The following is a 20812-nucleotide window of genomic DNA, read 5'->3' as shown; positions in this document are numbered from 1 at the left end:
TTGCGATCAGGGAACGTCCGGTCACTAGCCATAAGCCGTCGCTTCAAGAGAGAACTGAGAACGGCAGGATTGTCCCAGCTGCCGCCTACCGATGTCTACCAGAGTCAGTCGTTCATGGGCACCGTTCATGCTGTCACAAGCTCCATCAATTTGGTATAGCTGTCCGCTAACCCATACCGCACGTTGGGCGCCGGGTTCGTTTCTGCCAGCTTGGCGAAAAACTTCTTAGCGCAATCAATCTTTGCGCGTTCAAGATCTCGTAGGGCAAGCGACGACATCGAACCCTTGGTTTCGGCGACGAAATAGATGTGCTTCACTGCGCCCGCTCGAAATACGATGGCCCAGTCGGGATTGTAGTCGCCAACTGGAGTTGGGATCAGGAAGCCCCTCGGCAGCTTCGCATAGACCTCGACCTCTGCGCTGGTATCCAGCTCCCCAACGAAGTCGCGTTCGACACCAGAATCTGTGATGCAATAGTCGAAGACGTGGTTCTTGAGACGCTCGGTTGCTCGGGAAAAATCCTGACCAATCTCGGCGGCGGTAAAAATATCGGCCTCATAGCGCTCGTCGATCGGATCATAGACCAACTGCTCGATAAGGTGACCTGCCTTCTGCTCCTTGATCAGCCGCGCTGCCTCAGAGATGAAGTGCTCAGGGTTTGCGCGATACTGTTCGAAGATTGATGGTTCGATGCCAGACAGAATTTCAGCCACCGTTTGCCGCAAGAGATCGGTTGCTTCTGAGACTTTGCCCAGCAGGTCATACTTCACCGACGAACGGGCCGACACCGCTTTGACAGTTTCATTACGCGTGACACTGAAACCAGTGCCGTCCCTGAGCTGCTCATCGGTTACCTGGTCCGATTGAATCCCGGTCTGGACGGAATACTGCAGCTTGGTCACGCGCAGTTCGCGGTTCAACGCGCCAATGCATTTCTGAGTGAGCTCAGCCGTGTCGAACTCGACGCGATAGACCGCCTTGCGGTTGATCCTGCTCCAAAGCTCCTGAAAAGCCCCCTTGTGGAAATTGTCATTGAGCGGGTTCCGCTTAGGCTTACGCCCATCTTCGAACTTGGGAAGCGCTGCATCGCTGTAAACGCTGTCGATCAGGCCAAAGACCTCAGCCTGATGGCACTCCAAATCTTCATGCAACGCGGCCAAAGTTCCATTGGCCTTGGCCGTGTAATAAACATCGGTGATCTGGTCGGAATCGTCGATGTAGTCGTTCTTGATCAGATATACCGACTTCGTTGGCGGGTTGCAGAAGGAGATTGCCGAAAGTCTCTCGGCACGGCCCCGCAAGGCCAGCCAAGCGTACTTTGCGGGCAAGCAATTGCAGACGCCCGAAGGGCCGGTCACGGTCACCGACCAGATGGCGACGCAGATCCACCGGTGCCCGCGACGGGAGACACTTGGACCCCCCTGGGCTTTGCTTGCACCGCCTTCCAGAATACCGTGCAACCCAAACGATGCCTGTCTGGTAGACAGACCTAGTCGCGTGGGGGGAACGAATGCATATTTCCGAGGTCATCGCGGGTTGCTCCCGCCGGTTCGCGCCGTCACAGTCGCTTTGCCTTGGGTCATCTCCTGACGTCAGCGTTCCGGTCGGGCTAAACGACGCTGATGCAATATGCTAACCGCGATAAAGCGCATCCAGGGGCTGGGTGTATTTGGCGACTTCACACCGACGGCTGAGCTGCCCGAATTTGGCCGATATAACATCGTCTACGGCGAGAACGGATCAGGAAAGACTACGCTTTCCCGTCTGTTCGGCTGCCTGGAAACTGGCGAACATGCCGAATATGCCGACCTCCAATTCTCGATCGATAGCCAGTCCGGGGTGCTCGCGAAGGGACAGCGATACGCGCGCAAGGTCCGCGTATTCAACTCGGACTATGTCGAGGCGAATATCGGCCAATTCCACGCTCCGCTTCGTCACATCCTCATCATCGGCGAAGACAACAAGGCGCTGGCGGACGACGTCGTCGCCGAGAAGAAACTGCATGGCGAGCGGAGCGCCGCGATTGATGTCGCGCAGAAAGCGATCACCAAGCTCGATAGCGACAAAGGTAAGGTCTTCTCGGCGATTGCCAAGACCATTGGCGAGGCAACGAGCGGCAGCACCTTGCGCAGCTATCGCAAACCCGACGCCGAGGCCGCCTACGCCAATGAGCGGGGTCTGGCGCCTCTGAGCGATGCTCTGCTCGAAGTGCATCGCGCGACGGTCCATCAGGAGCAGCTCGATGTGATCACGTCCCCGACGCTTGCCAGCTACGGCGGCGGGCCGGTCCTTCCGGCGGGCCCATTCGTCGACATCGCTGCAGCTCTGCCCGGATTGGTCTCGGCCCTACTCGCCCGCACCGCCCAAGCGGGCGTGCTGCGCCGCTTGGTCGAGGAACCCGGGATCGCGGTTTGGGTCGAACAGGGCGTCGCCCTCCACCGGGACCACGGCTCTGCACATTGCGAATTCTGCGATCAGCAACTGCCGCCGGCCCGGATGGCCGCACTTGCTGAGCATTTCGGTGTCGAGGATCAGCACCTGAAATCCGATATCCTGGCGGCGCTGAATGTCGTGCATGCGCTCCGGGATGCGCTCGGGGTGCTTGAGCTTCCTGCCAGAACGGCGCTCTATGCTGAACTTCGCGATGAATATGAGACGGCGTGCCAAGTTATCACGCGGCGTCGTGACGAGGTTGTCGGCCAACTGGACGCCGTCGCGGCGCTTCTCAAGGACAAGCTGCTCAATCGGTCCACGGCGAGCTCGGCAACGATCCTGATCGACCTGTCTTTATTGGTAGCGGCAATCGCCACGCTCGCAGCGCTCGTCGAGCGGCACAATCGCAAGTCGGCAGAGTTCGATGCCGCGAAAGCCGACGCCCGCGCGCAAATCCAACGTCATTATCTGTCGACGATCGATGTACAGGTGCGTGATCTGGATCAGCGGATCGCAGCCCAAAAGGCGATCGTCTCGAACCTGACCGATGGCGCTTCCGACCTGCCGGACACGCGCAGCCTTGCGGCGATCAGAGTCTCCTACGAAACCAAGCAGGCGCAGGTCTCGAGCGAACATGCTGGCGGCGCGCAGATGACTGAGCGGCTCCGCGATTTTCTGGGACGCACCGATCTGCGCTTCGAATCCAGCAACGAGGGATATCGCGTGCTGCGGCGGGGCAAGGCTGCCAAACGCCTGTCCGAGGGTGAAAAGACCGCGATCGCCTTTCTCTATTTCATCGTACAGCTCGGCGATCAGGATTTCGATCTCGTCGAGGGCATCGTAGTAATCGACGATCCGATTTCTAGCATGGATGCCGCGTCAATCTACCAGGCCTTCGCGTTTCTCAAGAACGCGGTGAAGGATGCCAAGCAGATTTTCCTGCTGACCCACAATTTCGACTTTCTTAAACTGCTGCTCAACTGGCTGAAAAGCGTTCCCAGATCGGTTGGCACGAAATCCTATTACATGATCGTCTGCAGCGAGTCGGAGACCAGTCGCGAGGCGTGCCTGCAGCCGCTCGACAAACTGCTACTCGATCATCCGAGCGAATATAATTTTCTGTTTAAGCTGCTGCATGACTTCAAGTCCGACGGGACCATTCTCGCAGCCTATCATATTCCGAACGTGGCGCGGAAAGTGCTGGAGACGTTCCTCGAATTTCACAGACCTTTCGAGAATAGCGTCTATGCCAAGCTGGAAAGCACCACATTCGATCCGCATAAAAAGACCGCTATCTATAAATTCTCCAACGACCTCTCTCATCCGACCGGCAAGGGCTTCGATCCGGCCTTGGTCGCCGAGACACAGAAGAACGTTACTTTTCTGCTCGAGATGATCAAAACCCTCGAACCGCTTCATTACGAGGGACTTGAGAAGCTCGCCACCTCCTAGTCGGCACCGTGGTCGCCAATTAGGTCCGTTTCGCCGTCTGGGGACGTCGGCTCCAAACTAACCAATCTTTGCCATAATGCGCCCTGCAGCACCATGTTAGGCAGCAAGGTTAAGGTTGTACGCGAGCGGCATCCGCGGACTCTTTCAGCGCAACGCATCCATGATGCCGACAGGATCCTCACCGCTCGTAAACAAATCCTGGTTGAACCCCATTCGCGTGGAATGCGCGCTGATCCCCTCGAGCAAGCGCGCCGCGATCAGCTGCTCGCTGGATCACCGCCTGATAATCAAGACCAACCGAAAGGGGATGGATAGCGCCCTCCCACATCGTGTAGGAACGGCAGGGTTCGCCATCGGACGCTCCCGAAGCCGACTGTCTCAAATGTCCCATCATCGGTCCGTTGCCGTTAGGCACACGCCAATATCCATAATCGCCAGTGCATAATCTCGAGGGGCGGCATGGCGGGGCCAGGTAGCGGGACTCTCAATCCTATTCTGGAAGATCGGCTTCGCGCAGAACGGTATCCATCCGGCGGCGCCCGCCTTGTCGTGAGGTAGTGGACTGCTCTTAAGAATGCTCTCGAGAGTAGGCTTAGGAGCGGTTCATGGGGCACATAACGGTAATGACCGGGCCGGAACGGCGGCGGCGTTGGAGCGACGAGGAACGGCTGCAGATTTTGGCGGAAGCCTTTGCGCCGGGATCCAGCGTTTCGGCCGTGGCGCGACGGCACGACATTTCCACGGCGCGGATCTACACATGGCGCAGCAAGCTGCGACAACCGCCCGCCCTGACCGAGTTCGCCGAGGCGGTGGTAGACGATGGCACCCAGCAAGGCGGGCAACAGGCCGGGATGCCGGTGATCATCATCGATCTCGGCGCCAAGGGACGCGTGAACGTATCAGCTGCGGCATCACCTGCATTGGTGTCGGCGGCGCTGAAGGCCTTGCGATGATCCCAGCAGGCGCACGGGTGTGGATCGCAATGGGCCATACCGATATGCGTCGCGGCATGCAGAGCCTCGCGGCGATGGTACAGCAGAGTTTTTCGCGAGACCCATTTGCCGGCGATCTTTGGGTCTTTCGCGGGCGTAACGGGTCGCTGGTGAAGATAATCTGGCACGACGGTCTCGGGATGTCGCTTTATTCGAAGCGGTTGGAACGGGGGAAGTTTATTTGGCCCTCCGCGAAGGACGGCGTAGTCTCGCTGACGAGCTCACAGCTGGCCTGTTTGCTCGACGGCGTGGACTGGCGGAACCCGCAATATAGCTGGCGCCCGCAGAGCGCGGGATAGGCGCGGATTTTCTTCGTCGAGGCCGCATTTTCCGCTTTAACCAGGCGGTTTTCTGTGATTCCATCCTGGTTGTGGACGCCGCCGTTTCGCCCCTGCCTGACGACATTGAAGTGCTCAAGGCGCTGGTCCGGCTCAGCACGCAACGCGCCGATGCGGCCGAACAGCGCGCTACCACCGCCGAGGCCGAACTGGCCAATGCCCGTGCCCGGGAGAGCGCCACCGAGGCATTGATCTCGCACTACAAGTTGCAGATCGCCAAGCTCAGGCGCGAGCAATACGGCCCCAGCGCCGAACGCACCCGCCGGCTTCTTGCGCAGATGGAGTTTGAGCTCGAAGATTTGGAGGCCGACGCCGCCGAAGACGATCTGGCCGCCGAGACCGCCGCGACAAAGGCCACGAACGTCACCGCCTTCGAGCGCAAGAGGCCGGTCAGAAAGCCGTTCCCCAACCATTTGCCCCGCGACCGCGTCGTCGTTCCGGCGCCCTGTTCCTGTCCGGCCTGTGGCGGCATGCGCCTGTCGAAGCTGGGCGAGGATGTGACCGAGACGCTAGAGGTGATCCCGCGCGCCTGGAAGGTCATCCAGACCGTGCGCGAGAAGTTCTCCTGCCGAGATTGCGAGAAGATCACGCAGCCGCCCGCGCCATTCCATGTCGTGCCGCGTGGCTGGGCGGGCCCAAGCTTCCTCGCCATGCTGCTGTTCGAGAAGTATGGGCAGCACCAGCCTCTCAACCGCCAGGCCGAGCGTTTCACCCGTGAAGGCGTGCCGCTGAGCGTTTCCACGCTCGCTGACCAGGTCGGCGCGGCTTCCTTCGCCTTGATGCCGATCTTCCGGCTGATTGAGGCCCATGTCTTTGCCGCCGAACGCGTACATGGCGACGACACTACCGTGCCGGTCATGGCCAAGGGCAAGACTGATACCGGTCGATTATGGGATTATGTCCGGGACGACCGCCCGTTTGGCGGCGCCGATCCGCCAGCGGTCGTTTTCTATTATTCGCGCGACCGGCGCGGCGAACATCCCCAGGCGCATCTCGCGTCCTGGTCCGGGATTCTGCAGGCAGATGCTTATGCGGGCTATTTCGAGCTGTACGCTCCCGACCGCCAGCCTGGTCTCATCCTGGAGGCAGGATGCTTTGCCCATGCACGCAGGAAGTTCTTCGAACTCGCCGACGTCGAGGGCGCAGCGCGCAAGAAGAGCCGCGGCGAGCGGACTGGCCCCATCTATCCGATTGCGCTGGAGGCGGTGCAGAAGCTGGACGCCCTGTTCGACGTTGAGCGCGGTATCAACAGCAAGACACCAGCGGAGCGGCTTGCCGCCCGTCAGGAGTTGAGCGCGCCGCTGATCGCCGAACTGCACGACTGGTTGAACGCCCAACTCGCCAAGCTGTCGCGTAACCATGATCTCGCCAAGGCCATCAACTATATGCTCCGGCGCTGGGACGCCTTCACCCGCTTCCTCATCGATGGGAGGGTATGCCTCACGAACAACGCAGCGGAACGGGCGCTGCGCTGTGTGCCACTCGGGCGGAAAGCATGGCTATTTTGCGGCTCCGATCGCGGCGGTCAGCGCGCCGCCATCATGTTTTCACTCATTCAGAGCTGTCGCCTCAACGACGTCGATCCCCAGACTTGGCTCGCTGACGTCCTCGCCCGCATCGCCGGTCATCCGGCTAATCGGCTTGGCGATCTACTCCCATGGAATTGGAAACCAACAGCGTTGAAGCTGGAGCCGTGATCTCATAGCATCACGGCATGGAATTTGGCCCGCAACCCGAACTCATTGAATCCTCTCTTTGCCGGTCCATCGAACAGGTGGGCGTACGGCTGACCATCAACATCGTGCGGATCGCCACCGAACGCGGTTGGTCCCTCGAGGTCGTCAACGAGCACGGCACCTCGACGGTCTGGGACAATCTATTCCCCACCGACCGCGATGCCGATGCTGCATTCCGCGATGTGCTCGCTCAAGAAGGCGTCGAGGCCTTCCTCGGCAAGTAAGATGCCAAATCCTGCAGCGAACCGTCAGTAGCTGCGGTCCTCACCGGATGCGTACGCAGAACGCGCATAACCTCCCGAAACACCCCTTCGAACTGCGGCAAATCGCTCATCTGGTGCTGTAAGCGCTTAGTCCATAGCGTGCCCAGTCGCTTCTCCTTGGCGGCGATCGCTGCGGTCACCCCATTGGGTGCGCGCTCCCGCAGAGTGAGCTTCTGGGTGAACTCGCCAAGATATTCCGCTGGTCGGATGTCCCGTTCCCCGAGCAGATTCCAAAGGTCGTAGAGATCACGCGGCTCGGTGCGCGCCTTGTCCGACAGGGCCGCCAGCTTCTCGACGAAAATCTCCGCCAGGCTATAGGCCAGAACGGTCGGGCCTTCGGGCAGGTCGGCAAACTCCTCGAAGGTCCGCAGGATCGGGCGCTCGGCCATCGGGAAGCAGAACACCTCGTTAATCGTGATATCGACTTTCACGTCGCTGCGCGCGGGCAGGGGGCCTTTATAGCTAAGATAGAAGGTGTGGGTGTTCTGATGACCGTGCCGGTCGGGTCGATCATAGGCCATGTTGACGCTCGACGCCGCCTCGACGATGGCAAAGATCTCGTTCAGGCCGGAGAGGATCGCGTCTAGTTCGATGGGCTTGATCAGCGAAAAATCGAGATCCTCGGAAAAGCGGTAATTCTCGAACCAGCAGCGGCGCAGTGCTGTCCCGCCCTTGAAGGCGAGAAATTCACGCAAAGGATGCTGGGCCAGACCGGTCAGGAACCAGGCCAGGCAATAGTCGCGTTCGATCACCGCCTCGGGCACGCGTCGGCCGCGAGGCTTGAGAAGGCCGTTGGCGATACGGGAGAGATCGCGCTGGGGAATCATCAACTGCTCCGGATTATATCGAGTTCGTCGGACTCGACGTTGAGTCGGATGCGCCATCGGGCCAGCATCCGGCCCTCATTGGGAAACAGGGGGTCGAGGCGCTGATAGGTCGGCGTCAGCCGCGCGCGCAATGGCTCCAATGCGGCTGCATCGGCCAGCCCGTAAAATTCCAGCAGATAACCCAAGCGGCGGATTACCGCGCCAACGCCGAGGCGAAGCGCGTAGTCGATCATCAGTTCGACCCGCAGCGTATCGCGCTTCATCCAGAGCCCCTTGGCGACCTCCGTGACGCCACCGACATATTGCGGATGGTCCAGACCATCGATGATAGTCCGCTCGGGATCGCTGATCCGGACCTGCTCTTCGGGTGTGATCCAGATCTCGGTCAGGCCGAAGAAATCCTTTGGTTTGACGTCGACGAAGCGGAACTCATACCCGTGGATGTGCTGCGGGCGCAGGCGTTTGGCGCAGGAGACGACGATAGCCAATTGCGGTTGGGTGACCATGCGATGCAGCTCGAGAGCGCTGCCGTGGGAGATGAAGTAGTCCGCGTCGCCAACCAGCGTTCTTGCGATGAGGTAAGGATCGCTCACATGCTGGGTGTCCCGGCCCCGCTCGAAAGGCACCAGATTGTATAGGCCAGGCTTGAGGCGGGTGACGATCCCGCGCGCTTCTGTGTTTGCAACGAGGCTGCGTGCCGACGACGGGCTCAGACCGGTGATCTCGGTGACGTCCGCGAGCGAAAAGATCGGCTGACGGCGTTCGTTGAGTTCGACGATCAACTGGGCAGCCCGAGGTCCAAGCGTCTTGAGATTATATCCTTCGCGCAATTTGAGCCTCTGAGAGCGATGTCCGGCGCGTTCGATATAACGGTAATTATATTATATGGCAAGACTGTTGCGATTTGCGGGACGGTTCGCGCGCATAGTATATATTAGGCAGGCTCGAGTTGCGTTGCATCGCTTGTGGTTTATCAATCACGATAATTGTTCGGCAAAGCCGAACAAAGATGGCGGTTCTTAAACCAGGAGCGATCGGCTTACCCATCTGCGCAGTGGCGATTGCGGCCCAAAGGACCCGATTCCCGATCACCGAGACCGGCTACGTTCTTGGGGCTTGGGCTCGCGACCCGGACGAGGGATGGGGGGTGTGGCTGGGTCACGGCCGCGGACCGCATCCTGCCTGACGCTGGGGGCGGCATCCTTGACCATTGCCGGTCGGATGTTCCTTCCCGACGCGATATGCGCATCGAGCTGTGTGCGGGCGACTGTCATCACCCGCGCAACCGCCTCGGGATTGTCGAACAACGTCCGTCGGATCACCGCTTCCATCACGCGCATCTGGCTGTCGGCCGCGCGATCATTCGGGGTGGTGCCACGATCGCCGCGCCGCGCACCCGGCCGCTCCAAACCACTGGCGTCGCTCTCGCGGCCCATCCCAGTTGAACCACGGACGACATCGACGTCGCTGGCTGCCATGGGCGCAATCGTATTGCGGCTCGTTTCCCCGCGCCGCCGGTCGAGTTCCTGGAGGTCGCGATCGTTGGGCTTGTAGCCACGTACCTCCAGCCCCTTTTGGCTGGCCTCGATCCAGACCGATCGCCGAAATTCTTCCGATCCCGTGACGTGAATCCGATCCCAATTGCGGTGTTGTGCGATCGTCACCAGATCCTTGACAACCTCCTGGCTCTCCGTCGCCGTGACCAGACGCCGGCCCTGATCGCGAAACGCGGGATCCTTTGCTTGCGCCGTCGTGAAAAAGGCAGGCTCGCCCGACCACTTCGCCTTGTCGGCATAATAGCGCTTCCGCACGCTCTCCGGCACATCGCCCGCCTCGATCGAATGCACCTTGGGCGCACTTCGTGACGCACCGACAGCGCCGGCATGAACAGGCGCTTCAGTGGGGCCATCCTTCGCTCCCCCAGGGGAGGACTTTTCTGGCGCATCCCCAGGCACTTGCGCCCTGCGCCGTTTGGCGTCGTCGAGGCCAACGCTGTTGGCACTAGTCCGCGCCGTACCGGGTTGCTTGGAATCATTCTCTGCCATGGTCATGCCTCTCGGTCACAAATTCTGGAGACAGGGCGCCGGCGCCAACGGGCTCGAGAACGGCCCGGGCCGTCATCGCCGTGACAAAGGCGATAGCGGCCTGTTCGTCGCCGGGCGGTGGTAGATCCACCATGTCGCCCAGCACCAACATGTCATCGGTGATTTCGGCAAAGCCCGAGAGTTCGTCACCGGTGAGCGCGCGCATGACAGGTTCCGTCCGCTCTGCTGGCGCGGTTGCTTGGCCGTCGTTCAACAGAGCAGCTCTCTTCGCGCTAAGAGCCTGCGCCAAAGGATCACTGCTGCTGGCCTCGCCTGCCAATTTAGCGGCTAACGACACAGCGTTGATTGCGATCGGACGGGGCGCGACCTTGGGCGGGTCACTGATCCGGCTCGTGAAGCGCTTCGAGCGGAAATACTCGATCTTGCGACCCCTGACGGGCGGAATGCCGCCGCGCATCAGCAGAAGGTCGCCCTTGGGCATCTGCATCAGTTCCTGCGGCATCATCAGCGCACGGCGCTGGTCTGATTCCGATATGCTGCGATTGGCGAGCAGGCCATGAATCGTGCGGCTCTTCGATTTGACGTTCATCGTGAAATAGCCAAGCCGCTCGGAGAGTTCGTTGGCGACCTTCAACTCCTTGGGCGTGAACACGATCTCCAGTCCGCAATTGGCGATGATCTCGTCGGTGACGTCAACGCCATAGATACCGCGGGGCTGCGATCGGCTCTGGATGACCGGCAACAGGCGAAGCCCGTAACCTGCCACGTAGGAAAACGCTGACGCGATAACCGGCGCCTTGCCGAGGCGGGCGAATTCGTCGAGCAGGATGAGTACCGGCACGCGTCCGCCATTCTCAGGTAGTTCCCGCGTATTGAGATCGATCAGCTGCTGCAGGAAGAGATTATACACCGGAGCAATGCGGTCGATATTGTCGGGCGAGACCCCAAGATAGATCGATATCCGCTCGCGCCGGACCTGACGCAGATCGAAATCGGTCTCCGACGTCGCGGCATCGACATAGGGGTTGAGCCACAGATTGAGCTTAGACGTGATGGTCTGCTTGATGCCGGAAAAGGTGTTGTCCGACGCAGAGGTGAAGTCGCTCAGCGCCGAGACACAGGCCTGGCTCAGCCGCTGGCCGCGCCGCTGCGCCTCCTCGACGACCTTGGGCAGTTCGACCTTGGGGTCGCCCGTCGTCAGTCGCCGATAGATTTCGCCGATCGTGAAGGGGAGGGCGGGGTTGGCCGCGACGAGCGCGCCGACACCGACAAAGGCCGCCCGCGCGGCTTCGGCCCAGAACGGATCGGCCTTTTCCGGTGCCGGAAACAGCATGCCGCCGATTTTCTGGAGTTCATTGATCACATCGGTGTCGTCGAGCCGGTCGATGAAGCTCAAGGGATTGTAACGGGCGCTTCGCCCTTCGGGATCGAGCGGGTCGAACAGATAGACCGCCTGGCCATGCCGTGCGCGAAAACCAGCGGTGATGTCCCAATTCTCGCGCTTCACGTCGAGCACCACCACGGAGTCTGGCCAACTCAGGAGATTGGGGATCACCACGCCGACGCCCTTGCCGGCGCGCGTGGGTGCTTCGAGCAGGACATGTTCGGTGCCGCCGAAAACGAGATAGCGGCCGCCCTTCTGCCCGACGATGATCCCGGCGTTGCTGCGCAGATGTTCGCGGCGGATTTCGCTTTCACGCGCGAACCGCGCCTCGCCATGGAGCGTGCGCCCTCGCTTCAGGATGATGAGCAGGATGACGAAAGCGACCGCGCCGCTGGCCAACGCACCGCGCTCCAGCCATAGATGTAGCAGTGGGTCGCCGCGATAGTACCAAAGCCATCCGGGTATCGCCAAGACCTGCATGCGCGGGCCGATCTGGTTCAGGCCGACCAGCGCGATCAGCACCGCGCACAGGGCGCACGCCAAAAAGGTTGCCGCGAGCATCCCCGCGACGATGGCGACCCTAGTGAGCGGTCGTGCGTCCGACAGCCGGATCAAAATACACCTCCTCGACTTCGAATTTTCCGGCGCGCTTGCGGGTCTGGACGACGACGTCGACGAGCATGTGCAAGAGCCCACGGATATCGTCGCGGGCCAGATCGCGCCCGCCTTCGGATTCCTTGACCAGCAACGTCAGCTGCTCGAACGCGCCCATCGCCGAGCCGGCATGGACGGTCGTGATCGATCCGGGATGACCCGAATTCACGTTGCGCAGATAAAAGAAGGCGGTGCCGTCGCGCAGCTCCTGCAGGAGGATGCGATCGGGCCGCATGCGCAGCGCGCTTTCGAGCAGCTGCTTGGGGCCAACCTTCGCCAAACCCTGCCGCTCGCTCGAATAGACCATGTGCACGACATTGCGATGCTCGACGACAAGCTCGCGCGTATCCTCGATCGTGAGCAGCCGCTCATCCGGAGGGATCAACTGGATCAGCGCCTTCGCGAAGGTGGTCTTGCCCGAGCCGGTCGCGCCGCTCACCAGGATATTCTTGCGGGCGGCAACGGCCGTTCGAAAGAAAGCCGGCCAATCGCCGACATCGCGCTGCGCAATCAGCTGCGCATCGACTTCGCCAAGGCCTTGCGCGGCGGCGCGGGTGCTTGTGAACAGCCCCGAATCTGCGAGCTGGTCAATCGCGAGGGTTACGCGCGAAGGCTTGCGGACGGTGAAGGACGGCGCGCCCGTTGGCGTCACCGAAGGAATGACGATCTGACAGCGCTCGCCCCCTGGCAAGATGGTCGAGCAGATCGGGGTCTCGGCGTTGACGTCCTGCCGGGTGAAGCTTGCCGCTGCGACGGCGAGGGTTGCGAGCCATTCGCTATCGAGTTCGGCGACATTGTGCCAATGCCAGCCCAGATGGTCCTCAATGCCGACTTCGCCGGGCTTGTTGATGACAAGCTCCGTCACTTCGACCGGCTCCAGCAGCGGCAGGATCGGCGCGAGATAATGGCGCAGGACAGCGGTATCGCTCATCCTCAGCGCCGCAACTCGAGATTGTAGACGTCGGCGAAGTTGAAGTCCTTGGCGACGAAGATGCCGACCTCCTCGCCCTGGTTCTTCTTCAGGACCGGACGGATGTTGATGCTGTTCTGGAGTGCGATGCTCGCCCCCTCGCTCGGGGTCCGCGTCGTGTTATTGAAATTGTTGCTGCCACCTGAAACGGATTGCCCGGCGATATAGGCGGCGTCATCGACAAGCGAGAGCAGCAGCGCGCTGCCGAACCGCGCCCAGAAGAAGGTATCCACGGACCCAGCGATGCCCGCGCGTCCAAGCGCGTCCGACCCCGGCGAAGCCAGGTCGATGCGCACGCCCTGCGGCGTGACGGCGCGCGTCCACAACACGAACAGGCGGTTCTGCCCTTGCTGGATGCCGCCATGATATTCGCCGAGGACTTTGGTACCCTTCTCCATCAGCACGACGCGGCCATTCTCCGAATAGACGTCGCGCGGGATCAGGCACGACGTGTAACCCGGCTGCGCCGAATTCATGGCGGTCTGCAGAATGCAGGGAATCAGCGTGCCGGCGGTGACGAGATAGTTGCGATTGGGCAGCATCGAGGCGCGTGCCTCGCCAACGGCGGAACTCTGACGAAGCGCATCGAGCGCATTGGGCGCGCTACGGGCGGCCGGATCGGTCGAGCCGTCGCCAGCTATGCCCGCATTGCCGGTGTCGGAGCCGGCCCCGTTAGAACCCGCTGGAGCTTGGAGCGCGTCGCGGCCGCCATAGGCGATCAAAGTTGAACGACGCGCCTGATCGGCCAGGTTCTGGCGCGTGTTCTGCGGTGCCGCCGCTGGCTGCGCTCCGGGCTGTATCGCCGGTACGATCTGTCCATCGGGGCCAACGGTCGGCGGAGGATTGAGAACAGGCGCGTTGGGGTCAGCGCCCACGGCGCCGAGCGGCTTGGGTTTCGCTGCGACAGCATCATATGCGACCGTTTCGCGCGCCGCGAGATCGGGTCGTTTGGCCATTGCCTCGGGCTTTCCCATCAAACTCGAGCCGGTCTTGCTCGGTCCCGAGTTCACCCACAAAATGCCGAGCACCATCGCCGTCCCGGCGAAAATCAGGGCGGTATTCCGCTTTGCCGGCGTCATCCCACCGATCGGATCGATACCGCGTTCGCGGATGATTTCGTCGCGTTCGGGTGTTGGATCGCCCTGCGGGCGGCGAGGGGCCTCGGCCGCAATCTCGTCCATCGCACTCACTCCTTCGGATCTTGTATGGTGCGCTCGACATGCGGCGATGCGGTGTTGGTGCCGTGATCGACGCCGTAAGGTGTTGGCGCGAGGTTATAGATGCACAGCACCTCCCGGTTCCGGCGCAGGCGCAGTTGAGCCGCCACGGCGTGGACGACCACAAACTCATCTCGGACGTCGAAGGGGACCAAGGATTCCGAGCCGTCCGGTCGCACGAGATAGATCGCCGGGATTTCATGGTTGCCGGGGAAACGCAGGACCGTGAACTGGCCATTGTCGGAGATTTCCGACGGCTGAAGGTCGCTCGCACCCTGGACCTTGTAGTTCAAATTGCGCGGTCCATCGATGACGCCGTGGTCAAGGGCGCCCCGAACGGCACTCGCCTGCAGCGCCGCGACGCGCTGCGCCTCCTGCGTGGCGCGCATGCGAGCTGCGCGATCGGCTTCATCGCGCGGGTAGCGAAACCGAACCTGGAAGAATGTGTCACGGCTCCCGCTGCCGATCGGTCCGCGGCGCGCGGTCAGTTCGAAGGCGTAGTTGCGCAACTCACCCCCGCGATTGGTCGTGACGATGAGGTTGGTCGGTCCCGCCCGCTCGCGGGGTTTCAGGAACAGGATATGACCGGCAACCGCCACTTCCCATGAGACGGTGTCGCCGAGCGCAACATGTTCGATCGTCTCATCGGCCCCGAGCACCACCTGGGTCGCCGTCCGAAATGTGCCAACGATGCGGTAGACCTGGGTCTCTTGATATTCGACGAACTTCACGCGCGGATCCGCCGGCCCACCGCGCGGGGTGTCCTCCGCCAGGGCGGGTGTCGCTATAACGGCGAGAAGACTCGCTATGGAGAGAAGACGGTTCATCGCACCACCTCGGGGTCCGCGCGGTAATTCTCGACCTGGAACCCCAATGGGTTGCGATAGCGGTCGCCCTCCGCCATCGGCGCATTCGTGTACCGGAAGGTGACGGTCGCGATCCAGTCGCTGCTCTGAGTGTCGGTGTCGGTCTGCACCGTCCGCGTGAAGCGGACGTTGGCAACACGATCGTTGATGAAGGCGATATTGCGCACGCGGGCTTGGACGACCGCACCCTTGGCCCAGACGACCTGTGGGCTCGCGGCGTTGTTCGAGCTGAAAAATCGGCCCCAGCGCTGCTGCTCGCCTGGTTCGGACAAGATGGTGACCGCCCGGAAATTCTCCTCGGCCGCCGCCGGCAACCAGCTTTCCCGCGTCCGGACATATTGCGCGAGGAAGAATTTCGTAACCGCTTCGTCATAGCGCATCGGCTTCTGGGTGAGGGTGGTCTGCACATCGACCGCGCCCGTCGTCTGATTGACGCGAATAATGTACGGCATGACCGTCTTCAGCGGGGCCAGGCCCGCGAGTGCGAAGCCCTCCGCGGTCGCGGCAAGCAGCCCCAGGCCGGCCACGGCCCAGGCGATGCGTTCGGATCGTAACGATTTGCGCTGACGATCCTGATCCCAGGATCGGGCATGCCCGAAATAGAGTTCGGCGTCTTTTGCCGGCACGCCTTCGGTCTGGTTCCGCATGATCAGCAACTCCCAAAGGTGCCGGGGGTAGCGCGCGCGGACGTCTTCTCGGGAAGCGGGGCGGGAACAGGCGGGGGCGGAGTGCCGGCATCAACTGGCTGTTTGATCTGCGGCACGGGTGGCGGGGCAGGGGGTGCGACGATTGCCGGGAGCGGCGAACCCGGCAGCACGCTCCCGTAGATGTTCACCTCGCGCAGATGTTTGCCGTTGCAGACGGGTAGTTTCTTTGGCCCCGATGCCCCTTGGGCGAGTGACGGGATCAGTGCGATGACGACGGCTGATCGCCGGAGCGCGCGGACTATCGTGGTTGGTCTGGTCAAAGGGTCTTCCTTCCTCATGCGCGGCTCACCGAACCGCCGCGCTGGGCGGCACGTTCGAGATTGCGACTGTTGCGCGCGACGCGGCGTTGCTGAAACGGTGCCGCCATGGCCCCCCACGCAGAGCCGGCGAAGGCACCGATGCCGGCCGATGCGCCCCCGGCAATGCCGGTTGCGATGGAGGGGGCCTGAAAGAAGAAAATCGTTCCCAAGAAAATATAAACGGCGAACAGCACCGCACCCAGGGCGGCGTCTCCGACACCTTCGGATGCGGTAATCGCGGTCGCACCAAGGTCAGTGATTAGGGCCGTGATGGCTATGATCACCGCCATCAACACAATGAAGTTGAAGGCCTGCCCGAGCCACCCGTGAAACAGCCTCCGCGTGGTCTCGAAGAGTGAAAGGGCTATGAAGATGGGTCCGAGCGCGATAATAATCGCGAGAGCGACCTTCGCGAAAACGGTGATGGAGAAACCGATCGCCGCAGACAGTCCGGCCAACGCTTTCAGCCCGAGGCTCAGGACGTACAAAACGAGCTTATAGGGGTTGATATCGCTGTACGTTGCCGCCTCGGTCTCGATCCTCGCGATGATAACGTCACACTGGCTGAAATAGTCGTCGAACACGTTGCCGACGCTCGTGACGGTATGCCCCGCCAACGCCTGCGAAATCGCATCAGGCATGCCGTGGAACAGGGGGTTTGTTACCCACTCCGTGTAGGCGACCGTCGTTGCCGCAATGTAGAGCAAACACAGTTTCACCATTCGGTAGACAAGCTCGCCCCATGGCTCGCTGACGATGCCGCGCATCACCATGTAGCCGAACAGCGCGATGTAGATGACCAAACCAAGCGCGAGTGGACCGCGCACAACCTCGATGACATTGTTCAGGCGCTCGTTGAGGAACATGTCGAGTTTGCCGTCGATGTTCGTGTAAAGCGTGGTGAAGAGTCCGTCGGCCATCTCATCTTTCCATCACGATCAATGGGCCGGCGACAGCGAGCGCAGCTTTTGATCGAGCGTCTTCACACTCTCTGCGTTCGAGCATTCCTGTGCGTCGCGATGCGTACCATCGGCGCACGCCTTCAGGACTTCCGCGAGCTCTTGCGGGTGAGCTTTGAGATAATCCTTTCCGCGGGCGGGGGGTTGGCACGCCACCAGAAACGCCGGGACCAAAAGCGCGATTGTCTTGAAGATGGTTGCCTTCATTGATGGAGGCTCCCGAGCTTACTTGCTAAGATTTGCTCGCTCTCCTGCTGTGATCGAATGCGCTGCTCCGCCTGCTGCCTCATTGTAAGAGCCTGGAGTTGCACCGCGTCGTTCTGGATATGGGCATTTTCCACCCCGACACGGGCTTGGATATCCATCACGTCCTTCGCGTCCGACGCGGTGTCCAGCGACGAACGCAGTTCCTCGAGACCAGTCGTTCTCTGGGCGGTGACGCCATATGCTGCCTCGGCAATGGCCGCGTCGCGCGCCGCCATGTCGCCATTGCGAGAAATGGCATCGCGGTTCGAGCGCTCGAAAGCGGTGGCGTCCGGGCGAAGCTCGGGAAGCTCGACACGGTTGCTGCTGCGGATCCGGTCTGCGGCCGTGCCAAGGCTGCCGAGCCCCGTCGTGTTAGAGGACATGAGGCGCTGAATGTCCCGTGCCTCGCTCGGCAAGAGGTGGCGAACGGCGTCGGTGTTCAGGGAAGAGGCAATCTGATTGACGTTCGTCAGCTTGTTGACGCTGTTGAACATGTCGGTGGCTTGGGAAATTTGCTGCTTCCCCTGTTCGATCATCGATAGGGTGTTCTTCACCGTCGAGAGGGTCTGCAGAAACGTGCTGGAATCATAGACCGGGATGCCCTGCGCGAACGCCGGCACGGAAATCGCCAATCCGCTAACAATCGCGAGCGCTCGGAATGCTTTCATGACCTTATCCTTTCCTTCTGGTGGTGGCACGGCGGCGCTCGTGAAAGACGGGCAGCCAGTGACTGGGATCGTCGCCATGTTCGCGGCGAACCTGATCGAGGATTCCGACGGTTTCGGTGGTGCCCGAGAGGACGGCCAGTTCGTCGGACAGGCCGCCGAGATCAAGTTCCACCACGATGGAATCGTGACCCTGCTTGACGAGAAATCGCCGACTTTCGGGGATCAGATCGTTTCTGATGAGCTTGAACTCGGCACGCGTGAGGCCAAGTCCATCGATATAATCGACCTCGCGGCCGTGAGGGTTGGGCAAGAGGATCTTGGTGGCGACCTGCTCCATGATGCTATGCGAGATGTCCGATCGCAGAGCGTCAGCCGGGCTTTGCGTCCCGAACACCAGAAAGGCATTCTGCTTCCGGTAGGTCTTCAGGCCGTCCTGCGCGAAGGCGCGGAAGGCATCATCGCCCAGCGCCTTCCAGAACTCGTCGATGTCGATCACGAGGCGACGGCCATCGAGCAGTGCATCAATTCGGTGGAACATATACATCATCAGCGGCGTGCGGATCTCGGGATTGTCGAGGAAATCCGTCATGTCGAAACCGATGAACCGGGCCTCGAGGGTCAACTCGTCCCGGTCATTGTCGAACACCCAGCCAAGTGCGCCGCCGCGCGACCATTTCTCAAGCCGCGCGCCAATCCCTTCCGGATCGCGCTGTCCGAGCAATTGACGGAGCGCGAGGATGGACCGCTCCTCCGGGGGAAGGCGTCCGATCGAGAGGATGCCCTCGTCGATCATCCGCTCTTGCGTGACTCCGAGCTGGGTGCCCGAGGGGGTCACCAGATGACGGATCAGCCGGCCGAGAAAGACGATGTTGCCCGGGGTCTGCTCAAGCGCGCGGAGTGGCGCGAACCCGGTCGGCACGCCGTTGCGCAGCGCCAGATAGGTGCCACCGGACGAACGCACATAGATCTCGGCCCCTCGGTCCTTGTCGATGAAGATCTGCTGCGCGCCGGTTTTTTCCAGCTGCGCCATCAGGAAGTTCTGGACGACTGTCTTGCCACCGCCCGACGGGCCGATGATCAGCGTGTGGCCAAGATCGTTCACATGGAAGTTGAAAAAGAAGGGAGACTGGGCCGCGGTCTTCATCAACGCGATCGCGGCGCCCCAGTGATTGCCATCGGGCTTGCCGGCAGGGAAAGTGTGGAACGGGGAAAGCGCGGCAAAATTGCGTGACGTGATCGCCGCTGGCCGCGCACGCCATGCGAAGTTGCCAGGAAGCTGCGACCAGAAGGCGGCCTCCAGCGCCGGCCCCTCCCGAGCGGCTACCAGACCCGCGTCGGCAAGGGCGGCCCGTGCGGTCGAGAGATTTTCGGCCAGGCGCTTTTGATTTTCACCGAAAACCGCGAGCGAGAAATGATGCTCGCCCAGGACGAACCGATTGCTCTGCAGATCGTCGGCCGCGTCGGCCAGTTCGAGCGCCTGGCTTGCAGCGGCATCCTCCGTCGAGGCCATCTGGTTCTGGCGACGGCGCAAGCGCTCGGAGGCCCGAGCCTTGCCCATGAACGCAAAGGACTGCGTCACGACGAACGCGAAATCTTGGCTGAGGAGCGCGTTCATCTGACCTGGCCTGGTCATGGCCGGATATTCGCGGATGCCGAACAGGCCGACGAACCGGCTCGTATCATGCGCCCGTACCTCGACCGTCTCACGGCCGAAGATCACGCGTTCCCCATAGATGGCGGAGCCGAGATGACCGCGGACCAGGGGCACCCTGCCAGCACGGCCCATCATCACCAATTCGAGCACCTCAAGCGGCTGCGAGAAAATCAGGCCATTATGCTCGTACAAGTGGAGGCGTTGGGGTCGGCAGCGTGCGAGGAGCTTCTCAATGTCACGCGCCTTGTCCTCAAAGCGCGCAAGCTCGTCTTCGTCGACTTCGGTCCCCTCTTTGCGCGCCGATGCCAGGCGTCGAAGCAGCACGCCGGTACGATCAGCCGATCCGACCGATGGACGCATGATGAGCGTCAGGTAGAGTTCGTTGACGAACATGCGCTTGGCGGTCACCCGCGCGCGGTATTTTGCATCGAGATCGGCCGCAAAGGCTGAGCGAAACTCGCCTTCGGGATAGTCCGTGATCGGCCGGCGGACGATATGGGTCCAGATCGCGAGGCGGTCGTCGGCGATATTCCGCAGCGTGCCGTTGAGCTTTTCGTGCCAGTCGTTGAGATGGATTGGGTCGGCCGTCTCGAATGCGAGGCCGTCGAGCTTGAACATCATCATGAGGTCGCGCCCGTCGAGCGCAATGACGCTGTCGTTGATATGACGCGCATAGGGGAGATAGCGCGCGGGGTCGGCCTCGTTCTTGAGGATCCGCCACGGCGTCCGGGCGGCAGCGCCGCCCAACGAACTGGCCCGGCTAGCCATGTGCAAAGCCCCGGCGTTTCGCCCCATCGATCGGCAGGGGCGAGTAGGAGCTTCCGCCCCACCATCCCCGATTGCGGCAGCGTGCTTTTGTCATTGTCCAGAGCCACAGGAGGCGGAAAGCGTTCGCATCGTGCCGCACGATCAGCCTGGCTATGGCCAGAAAGGCCCCGGCTAGGGCGAAGGCGTAAAGCGGGTTCCCGGTGATGATGAGCGTCAGGCACGCCGCCAGCGCGATCGGCAGCGATGCTTCGATCGGAACGCCCAACCACATCGTCGGCCGGGTCACGGCCAGGAAGAGCGTTTCTTCCCTAAGCTTTTCGTCGTCCATCCCAGC

18 protein-coding genes and 2 pseudogenes are annotated in these 20812 nt (G+C 61.6%); 5 read left to right on the top strand and 15 right to left on the bottom strand.

Annotated features, from left to right (window positions below; genetic code table 11):
• Positions 1–125: 125 nt before the first annotated feature.
• Positions 126–1238: pseudogene (locus sphantq_RS22950) on the bottom strand (restriction endonuclease); the annotation flags it as partial.
• 391 nt (positions 1239–1629) lie between these two features.
• On the opposite strand from sphantq_RS22950, the gene sphantq_RS22945 reads away from it, so the two are divergent.
• Positions 1630–3885, top strand: a complete 2256-nt coding sequence (locus tag sphantq_RS22945) for an AAA family ATPase (protein WP_272800612.1) — start codon at positions 1630–1632, stop codon at positions 3883–3885.
• 96 nt (positions 3886–3981) lie between these two features.
• Here the strand turns inward: sphantq_RS22945 and sphantq_RS22940 are convergent.
• Positions 3982–4219, bottom strand: a pseudogene (locus sphantq_RS22940) (integrase); the annotation flags it as partial.
• 271 nt (positions 4220–4490) lie between these two features.
• On the opposite strand from sphantq_RS22940, the gene tnpA reads away from it, so the two are divergent.
• From tnpA to sphantq_RS22920, 4 genes are all read left to right on the top strand, one after another.
• Positions 4491–4838 carry an IS66-like element accessory protein TnpA gene (gene tnpA, locus sphantq_RS22935; RefSeq protein ID WP_043151652.1) on the top strand — a complete coding sequence of 116 codons (348 nt, stop codon included), beginning with the start codon at positions 4491–4493 and terminating at the stop codon, positions 4836–4838.
• Positions 4835–5176, top strand: a complete 342-nt coding sequence (gene tnpB, locus sphantq_RS22930; protein ID WP_031286377.1) for an IS66 family insertion sequence element accessory protein TnpB — start codon at positions 4835–4837, stop codon at positions 5174–5176. The genes tnpA and tnpB overlap by 4 nt, the downstream gene beginning before the upstream one ends.
• Before the next feature lie 71 nt (positions 5177–5247).
• A complete protein-coding gene (gene tnpC, locus sphantq_RS22925) occupies positions 5248–6912 on the top strand; it encodes an IS66 family transposase (protein WP_272799463.1) in 1665 nt (554 codons plus the stop codon).
• Between the two features lie 17 nt (positions 6913–6929).
• The gene (locus sphantq_RS22920; RefSeq protein ID WP_272799462.1) at positions 6930–7175 is read left to right on the top strand and encodes a hypothetical protein; all 246 of its coding nucleotides are present in this window, start codon (positions 6930–6932) and stop codon (positions 7173–7175) included.
• Here the strand turns inward: sphantq_RS22920 and sphantq_RS22915 are convergent.
• From sphantq_RS22915 to sphantq_RS22855, 13 genes are all read right to left on the bottom strand, one after another.
• Positions 7142–8041 (bottom strand): nucleotidyl transferase AbiEii/AbiGii toxin family protein, encoded by a 900-nt coding sequence (locus sphantq_RS22915; RefSeq protein ID WP_272800611.1) that lies wholly within the window; start codon positions 8039–8041, stop codon positions 7142–7144. The two genes, sphantq_RS22920 and sphantq_RS22915, sit on opposite strands and share 34 nt — an antisense overlap.
• Entirely contained in the window at positions 8041–8823 is a 783-nt protein-coding gene (locus sphantq_RS22910; RefSeq protein ID WP_272800610.1) for a type IV toxin-antitoxin system AbiEi family antitoxin domain-containing protein, read from the bottom strand. Before sphantq_RS22910 ends, sphantq_RS22915 begins: the two co-directional genes overlap by 1 nt.
• 306 nt (positions 8824–9129) lie before the next feature.
• Entirely contained in the window at positions 9130–10086 is a 957-nt protein-coding gene (locus tag sphantq_RS22905) for an LPD7 domain-containing protein (RefSeq protein ID WP_272800609.1), read from the bottom strand.
• Positions 10073–12031 carry a type IV secretory system conjugative DNA transfer family protein gene (locus sphantq_RS22900; RefSeq protein ID WP_272800734.1) on the bottom strand — a complete coding sequence of 653 codons (1959 nt, stop codon included), beginning with the start codon at positions 12029–12031 and terminating at the stop codon, positions 10073–10075. Before sphantq_RS22900 ends, sphantq_RS22905 begins: the two co-directional genes overlap by 14 nt.
• 19 nt (positions 12032–12050) lie before the next feature.
• On the bottom strand, positions 12051–13055 hold the full coding sequence (virB11, locus tag sphantq_RS22895) for a P-type DNA transfer ATPase VirB11 (protein ID WP_024020093.1): 1005 nt from the start codon (positions 13053–13055) through the stop codon (positions 12051–12053).
• A 2-nt stretch (positions 13056–13057) separates the two neighbouring features.
• Positions 13058–14275 carry a type IV secretion system protein VirB10 gene (virB10, locus tag sphantq_RS22890; RefSeq protein WP_272800608.1) on the bottom strand — a complete coding sequence of 406 codons (1218 nt, stop codon included), beginning with the start codon at positions 14273–14275 and terminating at the stop codon, positions 13058–13060.
• Between the two features lie 5 nt (positions 14276–14280).
• The gene (gene virB9 / locus sphantq_RS22885) at positions 14281–15138 is read right to left on the bottom strand and encodes a P-type conjugative transfer protein VirB9 (protein WP_208634626.1); all 858 of its coding nucleotides are present in this window, start codon (positions 15136–15138) and stop codon (positions 14281–14283) included.
• Complete coding sequence (locus tag sphantq_RS22880; protein WP_272800607.1) at positions 15135–15824, bottom strand: virB8 family protein; 690 nt, start codon at positions 15822–15824, stop codon at positions 15135–15137. Before sphantq_RS22880 ends, virB9 begins: the two co-directional genes overlap by 4 nt.
• A 334-nt stretch (positions 15825–16158) precedes the next feature.
• Positions 16159–17103, bottom strand: coding sequence for a type IV secretion system protein (locus sphantq_RS22875; RefSeq protein WP_183956183.1), 945 nt, complete (start codon positions 17101–17103; stop codon positions 16159–16161).
• An 18-nt stretch (positions 17104–17121) separates the two neighbouring features.
• Positions 17122–17349 carry an EexN family lipoprotein gene (locus sphantq_RS22870; RefSeq protein WP_150412001.1) on the bottom strand — a complete coding sequence of 76 codons (228 nt, stop codon included), beginning with the start codon at positions 17347–17349 and terminating at the stop codon, positions 17122–17124.
• Complete coding sequence (locus sphantq_RS22865; RefSeq protein WP_183956184.1) at positions 17346–18056, bottom strand: type IV secretion system protein; 711 nt, start codon at positions 18054–18056, stop codon at positions 17346–17348. The genes sphantq_RS22870 and sphantq_RS22865 overlap by 4 nt, the downstream gene beginning before the upstream one ends.
• Before the next feature lie 4 nt (positions 18057–18060).
• The gene (locus tag sphantq_RS22860; protein ID WP_272800606.1) at positions 18061–20478 is read right to left on the bottom strand and encodes a VirB4 family type IV secretion/conjugal transfer ATPase; all 2418 of its coding nucleotides are present in this window, start codon (positions 20476–20478) and stop codon (positions 18061–18063) included.
• On the bottom strand, positions 20471–20806 hold the full coding sequence (locus tag sphantq_RS22855; protein WP_056769051.1) for a type IV secretion system protein VirB3: 336 nt from the start codon (positions 20804–20806) through the stop codon (positions 20471–20473). The genes sphantq_RS22860 and sphantq_RS22855 overlap by 8 nt, the downstream gene beginning before the upstream one ends.
• Positions 20807–20812: the final 6 nt, after the last annotated feature.

The sequence above is a fragment of the Sphingobium sp. AntQ-1 genome (assembly GCF_028538045.1).
GTDB lineage: Bacteria > Pseudomonadota > Alphaproteobacteria > Sphingomonadales > Sphingomonadaceae > Sphingobium > Sphingobium cupriresistens.
This window is presented reverse-complemented; position numbering and strand designations above follow the sequence as displayed.